We start from the raw sequence: 16,110 nt of genomic DNA, 5'->3' as shown, positions 1-16,110 counted from the left end.
ATGAAAACATTCAAACTCGCCATTTTGCCTTTGGCGTTAATTAGTGCATTCTCACACGCAGCTGAAGAGAAAGCCATTGAGCAGGCTGAAGTCGATACCGTTTACGTTACTGCCGAGAAGCAGTTGCAACAGTCGCTCGGCGTATCGCGTATTTCTAAAGACGACATCGACAAACGCCCTGTAGCCAATGATATTTCCGAATTTGTCCGAACCATGCCCGGAGTCAACCTGACCGGCAATACGGCAACAGGTCAGCGTGGCAACAAACGCCAAATCGACTTGCGCGGTATGGGTCCTGAAAACACTTTGATTTTGATTGACGGCAAGCCGGTTAATTCGCGCCAGTCCGAGCGTATCAGTATGCGTGGTGAACGCAATACGCGTGGCGACAGCAACTGGGTGCCGATTGAAGAGATTGAATCCATTACCGTCTTGCGCGGTCCGGCGGCAACACGTTACGGCTCCGGCGCGATGGGCGGCGTGGTCAATATTGTCACCAAAAAAGTGTCTAAAGAATTTAAAGGCCAAGTCAATCTTTACGCCAATCAGCCGCAAGACAGCAAAGAGGGCGCAACCCACCGTATCGGCTTCAATTTGAGCGGTCCGATTATCCAAGATACTTTGGGCTTCCGCATTTACGGCAACCTGAATAAAACAGATGCAGATGCTGCCGATATTAATGCCGGACACGGCAATGACAGCGCGGCCGGTGTCGAAGGCGTACGCAATAAAGATATTGCAGGCCGTCTGCAATGGAAAATCAGCCCAGCGCAAACGCTGATTTTGGACAGCAGTTACAGCCGTCAGGGCAATATCTACAACGGCGATACGCAAAACAGCAATCCGCGTTCCGCTTTGGTTAATTCTTTGGCCGACAGCAAAGCCGAAACTGCCCGCTTATACCGTTCCGCTTATTCTTTAACGCATGATGGCGCATGGGAATGGGGCGATACCAAAAACGTGATCAGTTATGAGCGCACAATTAACAGCCACTTGCCTGAAGGTTTGGCCGGTGGTCCGGAAGGCAGCTATACAGGCTTGGATTTTGTTCAAAGCCGTCTGAAAAACCTGCGCTTCAGCAGCGAAGCGAATATTCCGTTCAAACTTGGTGTCGATAATGTATTGACGGTCGGTGCGGAATTTACTGACAGCAAATTGGACGATCCTGCCTCCAATACTCAGGGATTTAAAGACCAAGGCAAAACCGATGCGTTTAACGGTATCTCCGCAACGCGCGGCGGTAAGGCATCGCAACGCAACTGGGCGGCATACGTTGAAGACAATATTTCATTGACCGACAAAACCCATCTGATTCCGGCCATCCGTTTCGACCATAACAGCGACAGCGGTAGCAACTGGAGTCCGGCTTTGAACTTCTCGCATCAAATCGGCGAAAACTGGTTGGTCAAAGGAGGTATTGCCCGTGCGTACAAAGCGCCAAACCTGTATCAAACCAATCCTGACTTTATTCTGTACACACGCGGTCAGGGCTGTCCGCTCAATGCGCCGAACAGTGTCCGCTGCTATTACATGGGCAACAGCAATTTGAAACCTGAAACCAGTATCAATAAAGAGATTGGCCTTGAGTTCAACAAAAACGGCTGGCAGGCTTCGGCTACTTATTTCCATAATGCGTATCGCAATAAAATCGTGATCGGAGACCAGCTTATTGCCACCAGCAATATCGGCAACTGGCTCTTGCAATGGGAAAATACGCCGAAAGCGACTATTTCGGGTATCGAAGGCAACTTGGTGATTCCGTTGCATGACACACTCAAGTGGAGCAACAACTTCACTTACATGCACAAATCCGAAGATTATCAAGGCAATCCATTGTCTTTGGTGCCGAAACACACCATCAACAGCACACTGTCTTGGACGCCGAACGAACGCTTCGATGCCAACCTGACCTTTACCCACTACGGCCGCACCAAACCGCGCGGCGTGGCGATTAATAGATTGGAACGAGACGGCAATCCTCGTGCAGGCGTGGCAGCGTTGTCTTCCGAACACAGCCAAACTCAAGTCGGCTCTTACGGCATTTGGGGCATCAATGCAGGCTACAACTGGAACAAACGCGTGGCCGTCCGTGGCGGTATCAGCAATCTGTTTGACAAAAAACTGTACCGCACAACTGCCGGCGCACAAACTTATAACGAGCATGGCCGTGCTTTCTACGGCAGTTTGAAAGTATCGTTTTAAGTAAAAACGTATTAAATCAGGCCGTCTGAAACGGTGTGAAATGAAATCTAGGATTTCTGACACATGGTTTCAGACGGCCTTTTTGATTTTAAATTTAGAAGTATTTGTTGTTACGGAATTTGCTTCACTTTTTTAGAAAAGTAAAAAGGGCGACACTCGCCGCCCTATGAATCTAAAAGATTTATTCGACCCAAGTCACCATTTCTTCAATCGGTTTGCGTGATTTTTTGGTGATTTCTTTGGCTCGATAGCCGAATGTTGCCGCTACGGATACACCCCATTTGTTGGCATCAAACAGGCCTTCTGCTGCTAATACTTCGTTCATTTTATCGTAGTTGAAGCCTTCGATTGGGCAGGAATCGATGCCGATGGCCGCTGCGCCTGTGAGCATATTGGCCAAAGCGATATAGGTCTGCTTGCCGCTCCAGTCAAAGAGTGCGCGTTGGTCGTCGGCAATTTTAATGTCGGTTTCTTGGAAGCTTTTGTATCTTACCAATGCTTTTTCCAGTTGCTCTCCTTGCAAGCCCCTGCGTTCGGCAACACTGCGGAAGAACGGGGTATCGTAACGGGCATTTTTCTTGGCAAGGATAATTACCAGATGGCTGCAGTCGTCCAGTTGGAATTGCATCCCCCAGCTGAAAGGCTTGATTTTCTCACGCAGGGCTTTGTTTTGAATCACCAAGAATTTCCATGGCTCAGAGCCGACAGAGCTTGGGGAGAGGCGGGCAAATTCTAAAATCGCTGCAAAATCTTCTTGGCTGATTTTTTTGTTGGGATCGTAATAACGGGTGGAACAGCGATTTTCGAATACTTGCAGCATTTGTTCGCGTGTAATTTGATTCATCTGGTTTTCCTAATAAATGAAGATGTTATTTTGACCGTTTTGCCAATATTCGGTTCCTTTTGAGTCATCATTACCGGCATAACCTTAAGGAAGAAACAGGCCGGGGCAACACCATGTTAAATCAAACCCAGTCTCTAGGCTATCTTTTAATTCTGAATTTCGCAAAAAATCGATAAATATCAATATCAATACGAAAAGGCCGTCTGAAACTTTAAACGTTAAAGTTTCAGACGGCCTTTGATTTCAAATCCTGATTACAGATGAGGATTCATCAGGTTTTCTGGAGAGAGGATGCGGTTGAGCTCTTCTTCGCTCAATAAACCGCGCTCCAGTACGACTTCGCGCACGCCTTTGCCGGTTTGGGCGCAGATTTTGCCGACCAAGTCGCCATTGCGGTGGCCAATGTATGGGTTCAGATAAGTGACCAAACCGATGGAGTTGAAGACGTAGTGTTCGCAGATTTCGCGGTTGACCGTAATGCCTTTGACGCATTTGTCGGACAGGTTGACCGCGGCATTGCCCAAGAGGGAAATGGTTTCAAACATACATTGGGCGATTACCGGCTCCATAACGTTCAGCTGCAACTGACCTGCTTCGGCTGCGAAAGTGATGGTGGTGTCGTTGCCGATGACTTTGAAGCAGACTTGGTTGACGACTTCGGGAATTACGGGATTAACTTTGGCAGGCATGATGGAAGAACCGGCCTGCAATTCAGGAAGGTTAATTTCTTTCAAACCGGCGCGCGGACCGGAAGAGAGCAGGCGCAAGTCGTTACAGATTTTGGACAGTTTGACGGCTGTGCGTTTCAATGCGCCGTGTACCATCACATATGCGCCGCAGTCGGAGGTCGCTTCGATTAGGTTTTCAGTCAGTTTGCAAGGCAGGCCGCTGACTTCGGAAAGTTTCTCAACAACCAAAGCCGCATAGCCTTTAGGCGTATTCACGCCCGTACCGATGGCGGTGGCGCCGAGGTTGACTTCAAGCAGCAGGGAGCGGGTGCGGTCGAGGTTGAGGATTTCTTCTTCCAACAACACTTGGAAAGATTGAAACTCTTGGCCGGCAGTCATTGGTACGGCATCTTGAAGCTGGGTACGGCCCATTTTCAAAACGTCTTTAAATTCTTCGGCTTTGGCGGCAAAGGCGTTTTTCAGGATGGCCAGTTTGTCGAGCAATTCGCCGATGCTGTAATACACGGCAAGGCGGAAGCCGGTAGGGTAGGCGTCGTTAGTGGATTGGCTGGCGTTAACATGGTCCATCGGATTGACGATGTCGTAGCTGCCTTTTTCGTGACCCAAGACTTCCAATGCGAGGTTGGCAATGACTTCGTTGGTATTCATGTTGACCGAAGTACCGGCGCCGCCTTGATAAACGTCGGACGGGAATTGGTCGAGGCAGCGGCCTTTGACCAATACTTCATCGCAGGCTTTTTCGATGGCGGCCGCGATTTCCGGCTTGATGGCACCCAATGCGCCGTTGGCTTGCGCAGTGGCTTTTTTAACCATGACCATGCTGCGGACAAATTGCGGCACGTCGGAAATTTTTTGTGTGGAAATTTTAAAATTTTCAATGGCGCGCAAAGTATGGATGCCCCAATATACCTCAGCAGGGATCTCGCGGTCGCCCAATAAATCGTGTTCGATTCGTACAGTCATTTCTCTTACCTTCTCGTATAGTTGTGTTGGTGTGCATTATGCGTTTGGAACATTAGCCCAGTTCGGCAAGATTGTCCAGTCTATAAGGCTTAATCGTCAGGATGAAAGCGCGCCGCTTCGCGTTCCTTGGCAACTGTATCTTTGTCTTTCAGCTTCGCGCCCAGACCCAACATTTTTTCGTATTCGGATTGCGGCGTGCCGTCTTCCTGCATACCGAACGCGCTGGCATTGACCCAGAGGGCGAGTAGGGAAACGATAATGGCGAAAAAGCCGACGATATACCAAAACATTTTTTTCTTCCTTGTGTGTCTGCGGGTGCAGATTGTTGTGGTTTGTAAAGATGTGAATGTAGCACAAACGCGGTTGGGTTTAAATTCTTCTCCCGCATCCTTTCATTGATTTACCTGTAAGTGTTTAGAAAGGAAAAGGCCGTCTGAAAAGTCTTACTTTTCAGACGGCCTCGGAGGCTTTGTCGGGAAGATTAGCCGCCGCATGCGCCGCAGCAACCGCCTTCGCTGTGACCGCCGCGTTTTTCTTCATTGTTGATAACGGGCAGCTCGGTTTCTTCGGTTTGCTCTTTTTTATCTTCAGGCAAATCGTTTACTTTGATTTTGTTTTCTTCGGCCATGATACATCCTTTCAATGGATTGAGGAGTGGAAAGATTTATAAAGATAGCATCTTTAAACGGATAAACCAAGCGGTACAAATCTGCCTTGTGATAATGCCATGACTTGGAACAATAAATTTGCTTGTAAAAGCGTTCAGGCCGTCTGAAAAAATCCAAAGAGGAGTGTTGGTTTTTATGGTTTGAAATGGCAACAGAAAGATTTAAGAATGCTTGATTTGAAGGGATAAACTGACATTGAATTCAAAAAACAATACAATGTTATCATCATCTGGAAACAGCCAATTTATCGGAGTATATATGTATTCATACCACAGCGAACGCCATTTCAGCGACCGCAACAGCTGGCTTCGGGCAAGCGTATTGGGTGCCAATGACGGCCTGATTTCCACTGCCTCACTGTTAACGGGCGTAGCCGCAGCCGTGCCAGATTTCCAAACCCTGCTGTTGACGGGCGTTTCGGCGCTTATCGGGGGCGCGGTGTCAATGGCGGCGGGGGAGTATGTTTCCGTGTCCAGCCAATCGGATACGGAAAAAGCCGATTTGCACAAAGAACGCTACGAATTGGCAAATAATCCTGATGCGGAGTTGGAAGAGCTGACGGAAATTTACCGCCGTCGCGGTTTGTCCGACCCGCTCGCCGCAGAGGTGGCCAAAGCATTGATGGAACACGATGCACTCGCCGCCCACGCGCGCGACGAAATCGGCATTACCGAAACATCTGCCGCCCAACCCATGCAGGCCGCTCTGGCTTCTGCCGCTTCATTTTGTGCCGGCGCGATTTTACCTTTACTGGTCGCATTGACAGCTTCTAGTGCCATTGTTCCGGCCTTGGCAGTTTCCACTTTATGCGGACTGGCAGGATTGGGCTATGTCTCCGCCAAACTCGGCGGCGCACCTGTCGTTCCCGCCGTTTTGCGCGTGTGCTTATGGGGCATTGCGGCATTGGTGATAACCGGATTTATTGGAAAACTGGCAGGCGTGGCCGTCTGAATGTAAGGCCTTATATTCTTTTAAACCTGTATCCAGTAAAATTGAAAATCTATTTGATCGCTAAAGGCCGTCTGAAAATTTTTCAGACGGCCTATGGTGCTTGTATTTACTTATTACAAACTGTTTTGTCATGACTTATCCGATTCCCAAACCCTGTGAAAAATCCCGTTGGCTCAATCTGTCTCAAGGCTCGCTGCCCTTGGCTTTGGCGCGTTATCTGCCGCATAAGCAGCTCAAGGTTGTCTTGACCCAAGATGCGGAACAGGCACTACGCCTTCAGACGGCCTGGCTGTTTTTCCGTCCGCACGATACGGCTGTGTTCCTGCCGGACTGGGAAACGCTGCCTTACGAGCGTTTTTCGCCGCATCAGGATTTGGTGTCGGAGCGGCTGTCGGCGTTGTGGCAGATTAAGAGCGGCGCGGCGGATGTGTTGTTCGTGCCGGTTGCCACGGCGATGCAGAAGCTGCCGCCCGTGCCGTTTCTGGCGGGGCGCACGTTTTGGCTGAAAACCGGGCAGACTTTGGATATAGGTCGTCTGAAAACCGATTTGGTGGATGCGGGTTACAACCATGTTTCCCATGTTGTCGCGGCGGGTGAGTTTGCCGTGCGCGGCGGCATTGTCGATTTGTTCCCGATGGGCAGCGAAATGCCTTATCGCATCGATTTGTTCGACGATGAAATCGACAGCATCAAAACCTTTGACACCGACACGCAGCGCACCATCTCCCCCGTTTCCGAAATCCGCCTGCTGCCGGCGCACGAGTTCCCCACCGACAGCGAGGCGCAAAAAATCTTCCGCAGCCGCTTCCGCGAGGAAGTCGATGGTAATCCAAACGATGCCGCCGTATATAAAGCCGTCAGCAACGGCCACTTCGGCGCGGGCGTGGAATATTATCTGCCGCTGTTTTTTGAAAACGAGCTGGAAACGTTGTTTGACTATATCGGCGAAGATGCGCTGTTTGTCTCTTTGGGCGATGTTCACGCCGAGGCAAACCGCTTTTGGAGCGACGTCAAATCGCGTTACGCCATGGCGCAGGGCGATGAAACCTATCCGCCTTTGCTTCCACAGCATTTGTATCTCTCTGCCAATGTATTCGCAGGTCGTCTGAAAAACTACGGACAGGTGCTGCCCGATGTTTCCGGCAAGGAACATACCCTGCCCGACCTTGCCGTCAACCGCCAATCCGACGAGCCTTTGCAGGCATTGAAGGATTTTCAGACGACCTTTGAAGGACGGATTTTGCTGTGTGCCGAAAGTTTGGGACGGCGCGAAACCATGCTCGGCTTCTTGCAGCAAAACGGTTTGAAGGCCAAACCTGTGTCCGACTGGCAGGGCTTTTTATCGGCGCACGAGCCGCTGATGATTACAGTTGCGCCGTTGGCATACGGGTTCAAACTGGGCGGGCTGCAATCTCCGAGCCAACAGCAACCCACTCCTGCCTCCAAGAGAGAAGGCAAAACGGTTACCGACCAAACCAAATTTTCCACAGCCGCAACAAACCCTCTCCCACAGGAGAGGGAACAGAATGCAGCAGCCGTTTCAGACGACCTGAAAACCGAAAGCAGCCTGTACCCCAGCGAAAGTAGTCTGCACGGGCAAATCCGACAGCAGCCTGCCCCCTCCCCCGTGGGGGAGGGTTGGGGAGAGGGCAAAGCGGTTGCAGCCCAAAGTGCCATCGCCGTCATCACCGAATCTGACCTCTACCAATACGTCGCCCGTTCTCGCGTCCACAACCGCCGCAAGAAACACGCCGCCGTTTCAGACGGCCTGTTGCGCGACCTAGCCGAAATCAACATCGGCGACCCCGTTGTGCACGAAGAACACGGCATCGGGCGGTATATGGGCTTGGTAACGATGGATTTGGGCGGCGAAACCAACGAAATGATGTTGCTCGAATACGCGGGCGAAGCGCAGCTTTATGTGCCCGTTTCGCAACTGCATTTAATCAGCCGCTACTCCGGCCAGGCGCATGAAAACGTCGCCCTGCACAAGCTCGGCAGCGGCGCATGGAACAAAGCGAAACGCAAAGCCGCCGAAAAAGCTCGCGATACCGCCGCCGAATTGCTCAACCTCTACGCCCAACGTGCCGCCCAATCGGGACACAAGTTTGAAATCAACGAGTTGGACTATCAGGCGTTTGCCGACGGCTTCGGCTATGAGGAAACTGAAGACCAGGCTGCCGCCATCGCCGCCGTGATTAAAGATTTGACGCAGGCGAAGCCGATGGACCGCCTTGTGTGCGGCGATGTCGGTTTCGGCAAAACCGAAGTCGCCCTACGCGCCGCATTTGTGGCGGTGATGGGCGGCAAACAGGTTGCCGTCCTCGCACCGACCACGCTTCTGGTCGAGCAGCACGCGCAAAACTTCGCCGACCGCTTCGCCGATTTCCCCGTGAAAGTCGCCAGCCTTTCGCGTTTTAACAACAGCAAAGCCACCAAAGCCGCACTGGAAGGCATGGCGGACGGCACAGTCGATATTGTTATCGGCACGCACAAACTGGTGCAGGACGATATAAAATTCAAAAACTTAGGCTTAGTGATTATCGATGAAGAACACCGCTTCGGCGTGCGCCAGAAAGAGCAGCTCAAACGCCTGCGCGCCAATGTCGACATCCTTACCATGACCGCCACGCCGATTCCGCGCACCCTTAGCATGGCGCTCGAAGGTCTGCGCGACTTCTCGCTGATTACCACCGCGCCCAGCCGCCGCCTCGCCGTCAAAACCTTTGTCAAACCGTTTAGCGAAGGCAGCGTACGCGAAGCCGTGTTGCGCGAACTCAAACGCGGCGGGCAAGTGTTTTTCCTGCACAATGAAGTAGATACGATTGAGAATATGCGTGAGCGGCTGGAAACCCTGTTGCCCGAAGCCCGCATCGGCGTGGCGCACGGACAACTGCGCGAGCGCGAGCTGGAGCAAGTGATGCGTGACTTTTTGCAGCAACGATTCAACGTGTTGCTCTGTTCCACCATCATCGAAACCGGCATCGACATTCCCAACGCCAACACCATCATCATCAACCGCGCCGACAAATTCGGGCTGGCGCAACTGCACCAGCTTCGTGGTCGCGTCGGTCGCAGCCACCACCAAGCCTACGCCTACCTGCTCACGCCCGAATACATCACCAAAGACGCAGAAAAACGCCTCGACGCCATCGCGGCGGCAGACGAACTCGGCGCAGGTTTCACCCTCGCCATGCAGGATTTGGAAATCCGCGGCGCAGGCGAAATCCTTGGCGAAGGACAATCCGGCGAAATGATACAGGTCGGCTTCACGCTCTACACCGAAATGCTCAAACAAGCCGTGCGCGACCTCAAAAAAGGCCGCCAGCCCGACCTCGACGCACCGCTGGGCATCACCACCGAAATCAAACTGCACAGCCCCGCCCTGCTGCCCGAAAGCTACTGCCCCGACATCCACGAACGGCTCGTCCTCTACAAACGCCTCGCCGTCTGCGAAACCGTGCAGCAAATCAACGCCATACACGAAGAACTCGTCGACCGCTTCGGTCTGCCCGAACAACCCGTCAAAACCCTTATCGAAAGCCACCACTTACGGCTTGCGGCAAAAGAACTGGGCATCGATGCCATTGATGCGACTAGCGAAGCGGTAACGGTAACCTTTGGCAAAAACAATAATGTCGATCCAACCGAAATCATCCTGCTGATTCAGAACGATAGAAACTATCGGCTGGCAGGGGCGGATAAGTTGAAGTTTACGGCTCAGATGGAGGATGTGGAGATGAGAATTAAGACGGTGAAGAATCTGCTTCGTAGGTTGGGAGCAGGGAAGGCTACCTAAAAGTATTTAGATAGACAGCTAAAATTCTTTTGTATCTGTTTTTTAATATTCTAATTATTAACAACTATGTTAGGAGCTAACAAAATGGATTTCGTGTCTTTATTCAAGCAAGATAAAGCTGATAGAAAACGAGGGAAATATTTATCACGCCTATTTGGAATTTTTTCTGAAGATATTGTCAGAATTTGGGCGGCGGATGAAAAGTGTCATTACGAAGACTTAGGTAGACCATCCATTAGATTTGAAGATAAAACCTATACCCTAGATTTTACTTTCCAGCATAAGCAAAGCAGGAAAGTCTATATCGTAGAGCAAAAATGTGAAATAGAGTTTCAGAATTATAAATTCTTTATTTTAAATAAAAAAGAACAATTATCTCACCATATTAAAGCTAAAAAAGCTTTTATGGCATTTCTTGAAGCTGCTAAGAAAAATATTATTTCTGCATCTATTGGCAAACAAGAAATAAAAATAGATGGGACTATCCTAATTTGGGGAGCTGCAACGCCAAAAGGAATTAATGATATTAAATTAGAATACGAAATTGACGATATTCTTACTTTAGAAAAAATAATAGATGATTTAATCTTATGGAGGAATGAAAATTTTTACAAATTTGTAAGAGATAGAATAGTATGGTCAAATGAGATGTTGAGTGGGCTATTAGCTATAAAATATATTGAACGGGAAGATTCAGAAGTTGTTGAATTAATAGACTGCCAAACCCCTTCTACTACTGTAGATACTGGCTTGGATCAACTAATTGAGACAAACCAATCACAAGCTAAATCTGCTAAAACTCTACCCATAATACAAAATGGTATTCAAGCTCCCATGAAAGCAGGTAAATGTAAAGCCATATGGGATGCCTGCCAAGAGTACTACAATAATACTGGTTGTGTGCCCAGCATTAATGAGGTTATTGCATTACCAGCCTTAAAAGATGCAAATATAAACAATACAAAGATTGAGTTTTACCGCTGGCGTCAATTTAATGGGTTAAATATTGAATAACATAAATTTATACAAAACAGAAAACTTAGGCTGCGTGGTACACATTCAGGCTAATTATCAATCACAGATACCATATTAAACAAAGGTCGTCTGAAACGGTTTTCCGGCTTTCAGACGACCTTTTCCCAAATATTATCGGCAGGGGCTCAATGCCAACTTTAAACCTGCTCCGATTTCTTCAGGGCTGTTATCCAATGATAAAATTACATCGTCTGCATCAATGGCATCCCACGCTTCCAGCTTGACATGGCGGCTCGGGCTGATTTTCAGGCAGCCGTTGTGCAGCCAAATATCCTCGCTCATCATGTTTTTAAATAGTGCACTTCAAACCTACATACAGGGGAGTGTGCGGCACGCATGCATGCTTTAAGTGTGAATACAGAAGCAGTATAAAAAGGCCGTCTGAAAATACTGAAACTGTCGGCGATTGAAAATTGAGTCTAAGGCTGCTAAATCGATCAGGGAGTTATTATGAAAATGAGGGTAATGATGCTGGGAGTAACAGGCTTGATATTATCCGGCTGCTTTTTTGCCAATGATGAAATCAAGTTGGACGATATTGGGAATTTCAAAATTACAGTCAATGAAGCTAAGGGTTATAGGCGGGTTCATTTGACAGGCTTATTAGGCAATAGTGCAATGGGTATTTCAGATATCAAAACAACTAGCCGCAACGATGAGCTGAATATTACTTTATTTCAAAAATTAGCAGGTTCGGAATACTCAGGAACATTAGATAAAGAAATTGCTCTTGAAAGCAATATCAAGAAGATTACTTATGGTTCTAAACACGAGATGATATGGCAAGACTAAAAATTATAGTAGAGGTCGTCTGAAAAAGATTCAGACGGCCTTTAAAATTATAAATAGATAGATTTTTTGGCTATCCTATTTCGGCAACATTTCAAGATTTTTCTGCGCAGAAAAAGGAATACAGCAACTGTATCATCTCGGTTACCCTCGGGTCGGCAATGTAATATTGCCGTTCCCGATGGTTCACTTCAAATGATACCAAACCGGCTTCACGTAATAGGGCTAATTGACTGGACATTGCCGCTTGCGGCAGTCCGGATGATTCAGCCAACTCGGTTACATTGTGCGGCCTTTCATGTAGTTTGCACAATACGGCGAGACGGTTGGAATTGGCCAGTAGTTTGAGAAAAGCGCTGGCTTCTTCGTAGGGCGGTTGATTGTCGGCAATGGTCATTTTTCACGCTTTTCGGCAAATGAGGAGGTCGAATTATCAGTCATAATGGCCTCAGCAGCAACTTTCAGACGGCATTTGCTTAATGGTTCCATGGCATTTTGGCCAGTAGGCGTGCCATGCCGCAGAATCCGGTTAGTCCGGAAATTAACAGGCCTGCGCCGACCATCACGTCTATCAGATAAAACCAAGGTGATACCAGCCAACCTGCCAGCACGCCCAACAGAATCAAACTGCCCGCTATGGTTTGCACCTGCCGCATGATATCCGGTGCGGCACGGTCGGCAACAATAGGAAGCCCTGCAGCTTTCCATGCCAATAAGCCGCCTTCTAGAATATAACATTCGCGACCTTGGCCAAGCGCTGACAATATTGTTTCTGCCCGTGTTGTACGTTTTCCGCTCAGGCAATAAAAAATCAGGCATGGGGTTGTATCATCGGGCAGTTTGTCTCGCTGCTGTTCAGGTGGAAGGGATAATGCACCGCCAATATGCCCGCCCCGATATTCGGCTTGGCTTCGGATATCCACTGCCAACGCGCCCTCACGGATTTTTGCCATTGCTTCGGAAGGCGTAATTCGCAGGAGTTGTCCGACCGTACTCATGTTTTGCCTTCGTTATTTTTTGTTGATGCGGCAGGTGTTGATGCCCAATAAGCTGTACAGCGCGCAGTTGCCAATCAGTGCTGTACCCAGGGGGATGATGCCCAGCCAACCCCACCAGCCAATTTGTCCGGTAGCGGCTGCAGCAATCAGTGCGACACCGATAACAATACGGATTACGCGATCCAAAGTACCCAAGTTTCGTTTCATTTTATTGCTCCTTGTTTAAGAATGGATTGTCTATAAATAAACATATATAACAAAAATCATATATGAGAAATATTATATCCCTAAAAATGATTTTGTCAAATTATTTGTAACCATGCAGTTTGGAATAGGGATAGGTATTGGTTTGTTTGGTTGGTGTAAATGATCGCTTAAGCATCTGATTTAAAATAAAAGAACGATATAATTTTTATATATAAAAAAGGCCGTCTGAAAAGTATTTTTCAGACGGCTTAAATATTTATGTTTTACAGTAAAGGACTCATCAGGCGGACGACATTTTCCACGAGGTCGCGGAGTTTGGAGCGTTGTTGCCATGATTTGATGGCAATGTAGCTGCTGTTTTTAAGGTAGCTGCGTTGGAGGTTGCAGATTTGTTTGGTGGTATCACGATCGTAGATGGCGAGGCTGATTTCTAGGTTGAGGAAGAAACTGCGCATGTCCATGTTGACCGTACCGAAGAGGGAGTAGTCTTCGTCAATAGTCATGGTTTTGGCATGTAGAAGACCGCCTTCAAACATGGCGATTTTGACGCCGGCTTCCAGCAACATAGGGTAGTAGGCGCGTGAGGCGTAGCGAACCATCAGTGAATCGACTTTGGCAGGCAGTATCAGGGTCACTTTGACGCCGCGTTTGGCGGCAACGGTTAATGCCATGAGAAGCGGCTCGTCGGGGACAAAGTAGGGGGTGGTAATCGTGATTTGTTTGGTGGCGGCATAGATGGCGCTGATGATGGTTTCGTAAATAACGAAGCTGCCTTGCTCGGGGGCGGATGGAATGATTTGGGCAACGATATCGCCTTGCTGCATTTTTTCAGGAAGGATTTGGGGCAGCAGGCTTTGGGCTTGGTTGAGGTATGTTTGTACGTTTTGGAGGTTTTTATCGGTTTCGACGGCAAGGTCGGCGAAGAAGACGGCAGACAGTTCCAAAACCATAGGCCCTGTGCAGCGCATCATGACATCGACCCATTCTCCGACGCCGGAGTTTTGTTTGAAATAGCGCGGGTCGACGAGGTTGAAGCTGCCGGTGTAACCGATTTTGCTGTCGATAACGAGGATTTTGCGGTGGTTGCGCAGGTCGGTACGCGTAAATAATGTACGCCAAATGCCGACAGGCAATGAGGTATGTACTTCAATGCCTGCTTGGCGCAGTATCTCTACCCAATCGCTTTCAAAAAAACTCCTGCTGCCGACGGCATCGGCCAGAATGGCGCAGTCAACGCCTCGATCTGCGGCGGCAAGAATTTCATTTAAAATTTCTTCAATGCGGCCTCTGGGTTCGATAATGTAAAAGGCCAGCAGGCAGGAATGGGTTGCGGCGCGTATGTCCGCAAGCATGCTGTCGATGATGGCATCTGTGGTAGAGAGCAGGCTCATGGCGTTGCCTTTGGTTGCACCCAGCCCCGTTCCTTTTTCGGCAACTTTACTGATGCCGTGGTATCGTGATTTGACTTGGTCGGCAATGTCGAGATAGATATCGGCCAGATGGGTGGCGGCAAAGTTGCGGTAGAAGCGGTTCATTTCGCCGGTACGTTTGGCGCGGGCGGTGCCTAGACGAGGCTCTCCAATAAGGATGTAGGCGATGATTCCGAATACGGGGAAAAGGAATAGGATAATCAGCCAGGCAAAGGTTGAGCCGATGTTTTTTTGTTTGTACAACACGCGCAGCATACAGACGAGTGCGGCGCAGGTGTGGGCGAAGATGAAAATTTCGGTCCAGGTGATGTCTTTAAAAAAATTCATATTCGGTAGCGGGAGTGGATGTGTTTTTAAGTTTGAAGGTGTCAGCTGATAAGCTTCAGATATTAAGTATATAGAAAAACCGTCTGAAAACAAATTTACACGATAATCGTGTTTCTGTTTTCAGACGGCCTTTGAGTTGTTTTAATTAACGGTGATACTGACGGGATAATTCGTGCACGGTATCGACCAAGATTTTGGCGTGTTCCGGATCGGCGTGTTGGTTGATGCCGTGGCCGAGGTTGAATACATGGCCGCTGCCGTTGCCATAGTCGGCAAGAATGCGTGCGACCTCGGTGCGGATAGATTCCGGTGTACCGAAGAGGGCAAACGGGTCGAAGTTGCCTTGCAGGGCAACTTGTTCGCCGACGCGACGGCGGGCTTCGCCGATGTTGCAGGTCCAGTCCAAGCCCAATGCATCTGCGCCGATTTCTGCCATGCTTTCCAGCCATAAGCCGCCGCCTTTGGCAAATACGATAACAGGCACGCGGCGGCCTTCGCTTTCGCGTTTGAGTCCGGCAACGATTTGTCGGATGTACTTCAGGCTGAATTCTTTAAATGTGGCATCGCTCAACACGCCGCCCCAAGTGTCGAAAATTTGTACAGCTTGTGCGCCGGCATCGATTTGGGCGTTGAGGTAGGCGGTAACGGCTTGAGCATTGGTGTCAAGGACCTTATGCAGCAAATCAGGACGCGAATACATCATGGTTTTGATGGTGCGGAATTCTTTGCTGCTGCCGCCTTCAACCATGTAGCAGGCAAGTGTGAATGGGCTGCCTGAGAAGCCGATCAGCGGAACTCGGCCGTCTAGTGCTTTACGGATGGAAGTTACGGCATCAAAGACGTATTGCAGTTTTTCCATGTCAGGAACTTGCAGTTTTGCAATGTCGACTTCGTGTTGCAAGGCGCGTTCAAATTTTGGGCCTTCGCCTTCGGCAAAATACAGGCCCAAACCCATGGCATCGGGAACGGTCAGAATATCGGAAAACAGAATTGCCGCGTCTAGATCAAAACGTTCTAAAGGTTGGATAGTAACTTCGGTTGCCAACTCGGTGTTTTTGCACAAATCGAGAAAGCTGCCTGCGCGTGCGCGCGTGGCTTTGTATTCAGGCAGATAGCGTCCGGCTTGGCGCATCATCCAGATAGGAGTGTATTCGACAGGCTGTTTGAGCAGGGCGCGGAGGAAAGTGTCGTTTTTCAGAGCAGTCATG

General features: G+C 49.2%; 14 protein-coding genes and 1 pseudogene. 5 read left to right on the top strand and 10 right to left on the bottom strand.

Translation table 11 applies throughout. The features are described 5' to 3' along the window. A complete protein-coding gene (locus ACTHTQ_RS02685; protein WP_440363008.1) occupies positions 1 to 2,202 on the top strand; it encodes a FepA family TonB-dependent siderophore receptor in 2,202 nt (733 codons plus the stop codon). Positions 2,203 to 2,383: 181 nt separating this feature from the next. Here the strand turns inward: ACTHTQ_RS02685 and ACTHTQ_RS02680 are convergent, their stop codons facing one another. From ACTHTQ_RS02680 to ACTHTQ_RS02665, 4 genes are all read right to left on the bottom strand, one after another. Further along, positions 2,384 to 3,046, bottom strand: a complete 663-nt coding sequence (locus ACTHTQ_RS02680) for an NAD(P)H-dependent oxidoreductase (protein ID WP_440363007.1) — start codon at positions 3,044 to 3,046, stop codon at positions 2,384 to 2,386. Between the two features lie 254 nt (positions 3,047 to 3,300). Continuing rightward, the gene (gene aspA / locus ACTHTQ_RS02675; RefSeq protein ID WP_440363006.1) at positions 3,301 to 4,698 is read right to left on the bottom strand and encodes an aspartate ammonia-lyase; all 1,398 of its coding nucleotides are present in this window, start codon (positions 4,696 to 4,698) and stop codon (positions 3,301 to 3,303) included. A gap of 89 nt (positions 4,699 to 4,787) precedes the next feature. Beyond that, positions 4,788 to 4,988, bottom strand: coding sequence for a hypothetical protein (locus ACTHTQ_RS02670; protein ID WP_003685538.1), 201 nt, complete (start codon positions 4,986 to 4,988; stop codon positions 4,788 to 4,790). A 191-nt stretch (positions 4,989 to 5,179) separates the two neighbouring features. Continuing rightward, the gene (locus tag ACTHTQ_RS02665) at positions 5,180 to 5,326 is read right to left on the bottom strand and encodes a hypothetical protein (protein WP_003685706.1); all 147 of its coding nucleotides are present in this window, start codon (positions 5,324 to 5,326) and stop codon (positions 5,180 to 5,182) included. Positions 5,327 to 5,624: 298 nt separating this feature from the next. Here ACTHTQ_RS02665 and ACTHTQ_RS02660 point away from each other — a divergent pair, with 298 nt between their 5' ends. The 3 genes from ACTHTQ_RS02660 to ACTHTQ_RS02650 all read left to right on the top strand — a co-directional run bounded on the left by ACTHTQ_RS02660 (position 5,625) and on the right by ACTHTQ_RS02650 (position 11,130). Further along, positions 5,625 to 6,317: a VIT1/CCC1 transporter family protein gene (locus tag ACTHTQ_RS02660; protein WP_440363005.1), complete on the top strand. Its 693-nt coding sequence runs from the start codon at positions 5,625 to 5,627 to the stop codon at positions 6,315 to 6,317. Between the two features lie 130 nt (positions 6,318 to 6,447). Continuing rightward, positions 6,448 to 10,116: a transcription-repair coupling factor gene (mfd, locus tag ACTHTQ_RS02655; RefSeq protein WP_440363004.1), complete on the top strand. Its 3,669-nt coding sequence runs from the start codon at positions 6,448 to 6,450 to the stop codon at positions 10,114 to 10,116. 84 nt (positions 10,117 to 10,200) lie between these two features. Then, the gene (locus tag ACTHTQ_RS02650) at positions 10,201 to 11,130 is read left to right on the top strand and encodes a hypothetical protein (protein ID WP_295861993.1); all 930 of its coding nucleotides are present in this window, start codon (positions 10,201 to 10,203) and stop codon (positions 11,128 to 11,130) included. Between the two features lie 132 nt (positions 11,131 to 11,262). On the opposite strand, the pseudogene ACTHTQ_RS02645 reads toward ACTHTQ_RS02650, so the two are convergent. Beyond that, a pseudogene (locus ACTHTQ_RS02645) lies at positions 11,263 to 11,451 on the bottom strand (contact-dependent growth inhibition system immunity protein); the annotation flags it as partial. A 165-nt stretch (positions 11,452 to 11,616) separates the two neighbouring features. Between ACTHTQ_RS02645 and ACTHTQ_RS02640 the strand changes: the two are divergent. Beyond that, positions 11,617 to 11,943: a hypothetical protein gene (locus ACTHTQ_RS02640; RefSeq protein WP_283118985.1), complete on the top strand. Its 327-nt coding sequence runs from the start codon at positions 11,617 to 11,619 to the stop codon at positions 11,941 to 11,943. A gap of 91 nt (positions 11,944 to 12,034) precedes the next feature. Here the strand turns inward: ACTHTQ_RS02640 and ACTHTQ_RS02635 are convergent, their stop codons facing one another. From ACTHTQ_RS02635 to hemE, 5 genes are all read right to left on the bottom strand, one after another. Further along, complete coding sequence (locus ACTHTQ_RS02635) at positions 12,035 to 12,337, bottom strand: ArsR/SmtB family transcription factor (RefSeq protein ID WP_440363003.1); 303 nt, start codon at positions 12,335 to 12,337, stop codon at positions 12,035 to 12,037. Between the two features lie 79 nt (positions 12,338 to 12,416). Then, a complete protein-coding gene (locus ACTHTQ_RS02630; RefSeq protein WP_440363002.1) occupies positions 12,417 to 12,938 on the bottom strand; it encodes a rhodanese-like domain-containing protein in 522 nt (173 codons plus the stop codon). A 12-nt stretch (positions 12,939 to 12,950) separates the two neighbouring features. Beyond that, positions 12,951 to 13,145 carry a YgaP family membrane protein gene (locus ACTHTQ_RS02625; protein ID WP_003685761.1) on the bottom strand — a complete coding sequence of 65 codons (195 nt, stop codon included), beginning with the start codon at positions 13,143 to 13,145 and terminating at the stop codon, positions 12,951 to 12,953. Between the two features lie 263 nt (positions 13,146 to 13,408). Continuing rightward, on the bottom strand, positions 13,409 to 14,902 hold the full coding sequence (cls, locus tag ACTHTQ_RS02620; protein WP_440363001.1) for a cardiolipin synthase: 1,494 nt from the start codon (positions 14,900 to 14,902) through the stop codon (positions 13,409 to 13,411). A 145-nt stretch (positions 14,903 to 15,047) separates the two neighbouring features. Continuing rightward, positions 15,048 to 16,109 (bottom strand): uroporphyrinogen decarboxylase, encoded by a 1,062-nt coding sequence (gene hemE, locus ACTHTQ_RS02615; RefSeq protein WP_440363000.1) that lies wholly within the window; start codon positions 16,107 to 16,109, stop codon positions 15,048 to 15,050. Position 16,110 lies beyond the last annotated feature (1 nt).

Source organism: Neisseria sp. P0020.S003 (assembly GCF_051957095.1).
GTDB classification, from domain to species: domain Bacteria; phylum Pseudomonadota; class Gammaproteobacteria; order Burkholderiales; family Neisseriaceae; genus Neisseria; species Neisseria subflava.
This window is presented reverse-complemented; position numbering and strand designations above follow the sequence as displayed.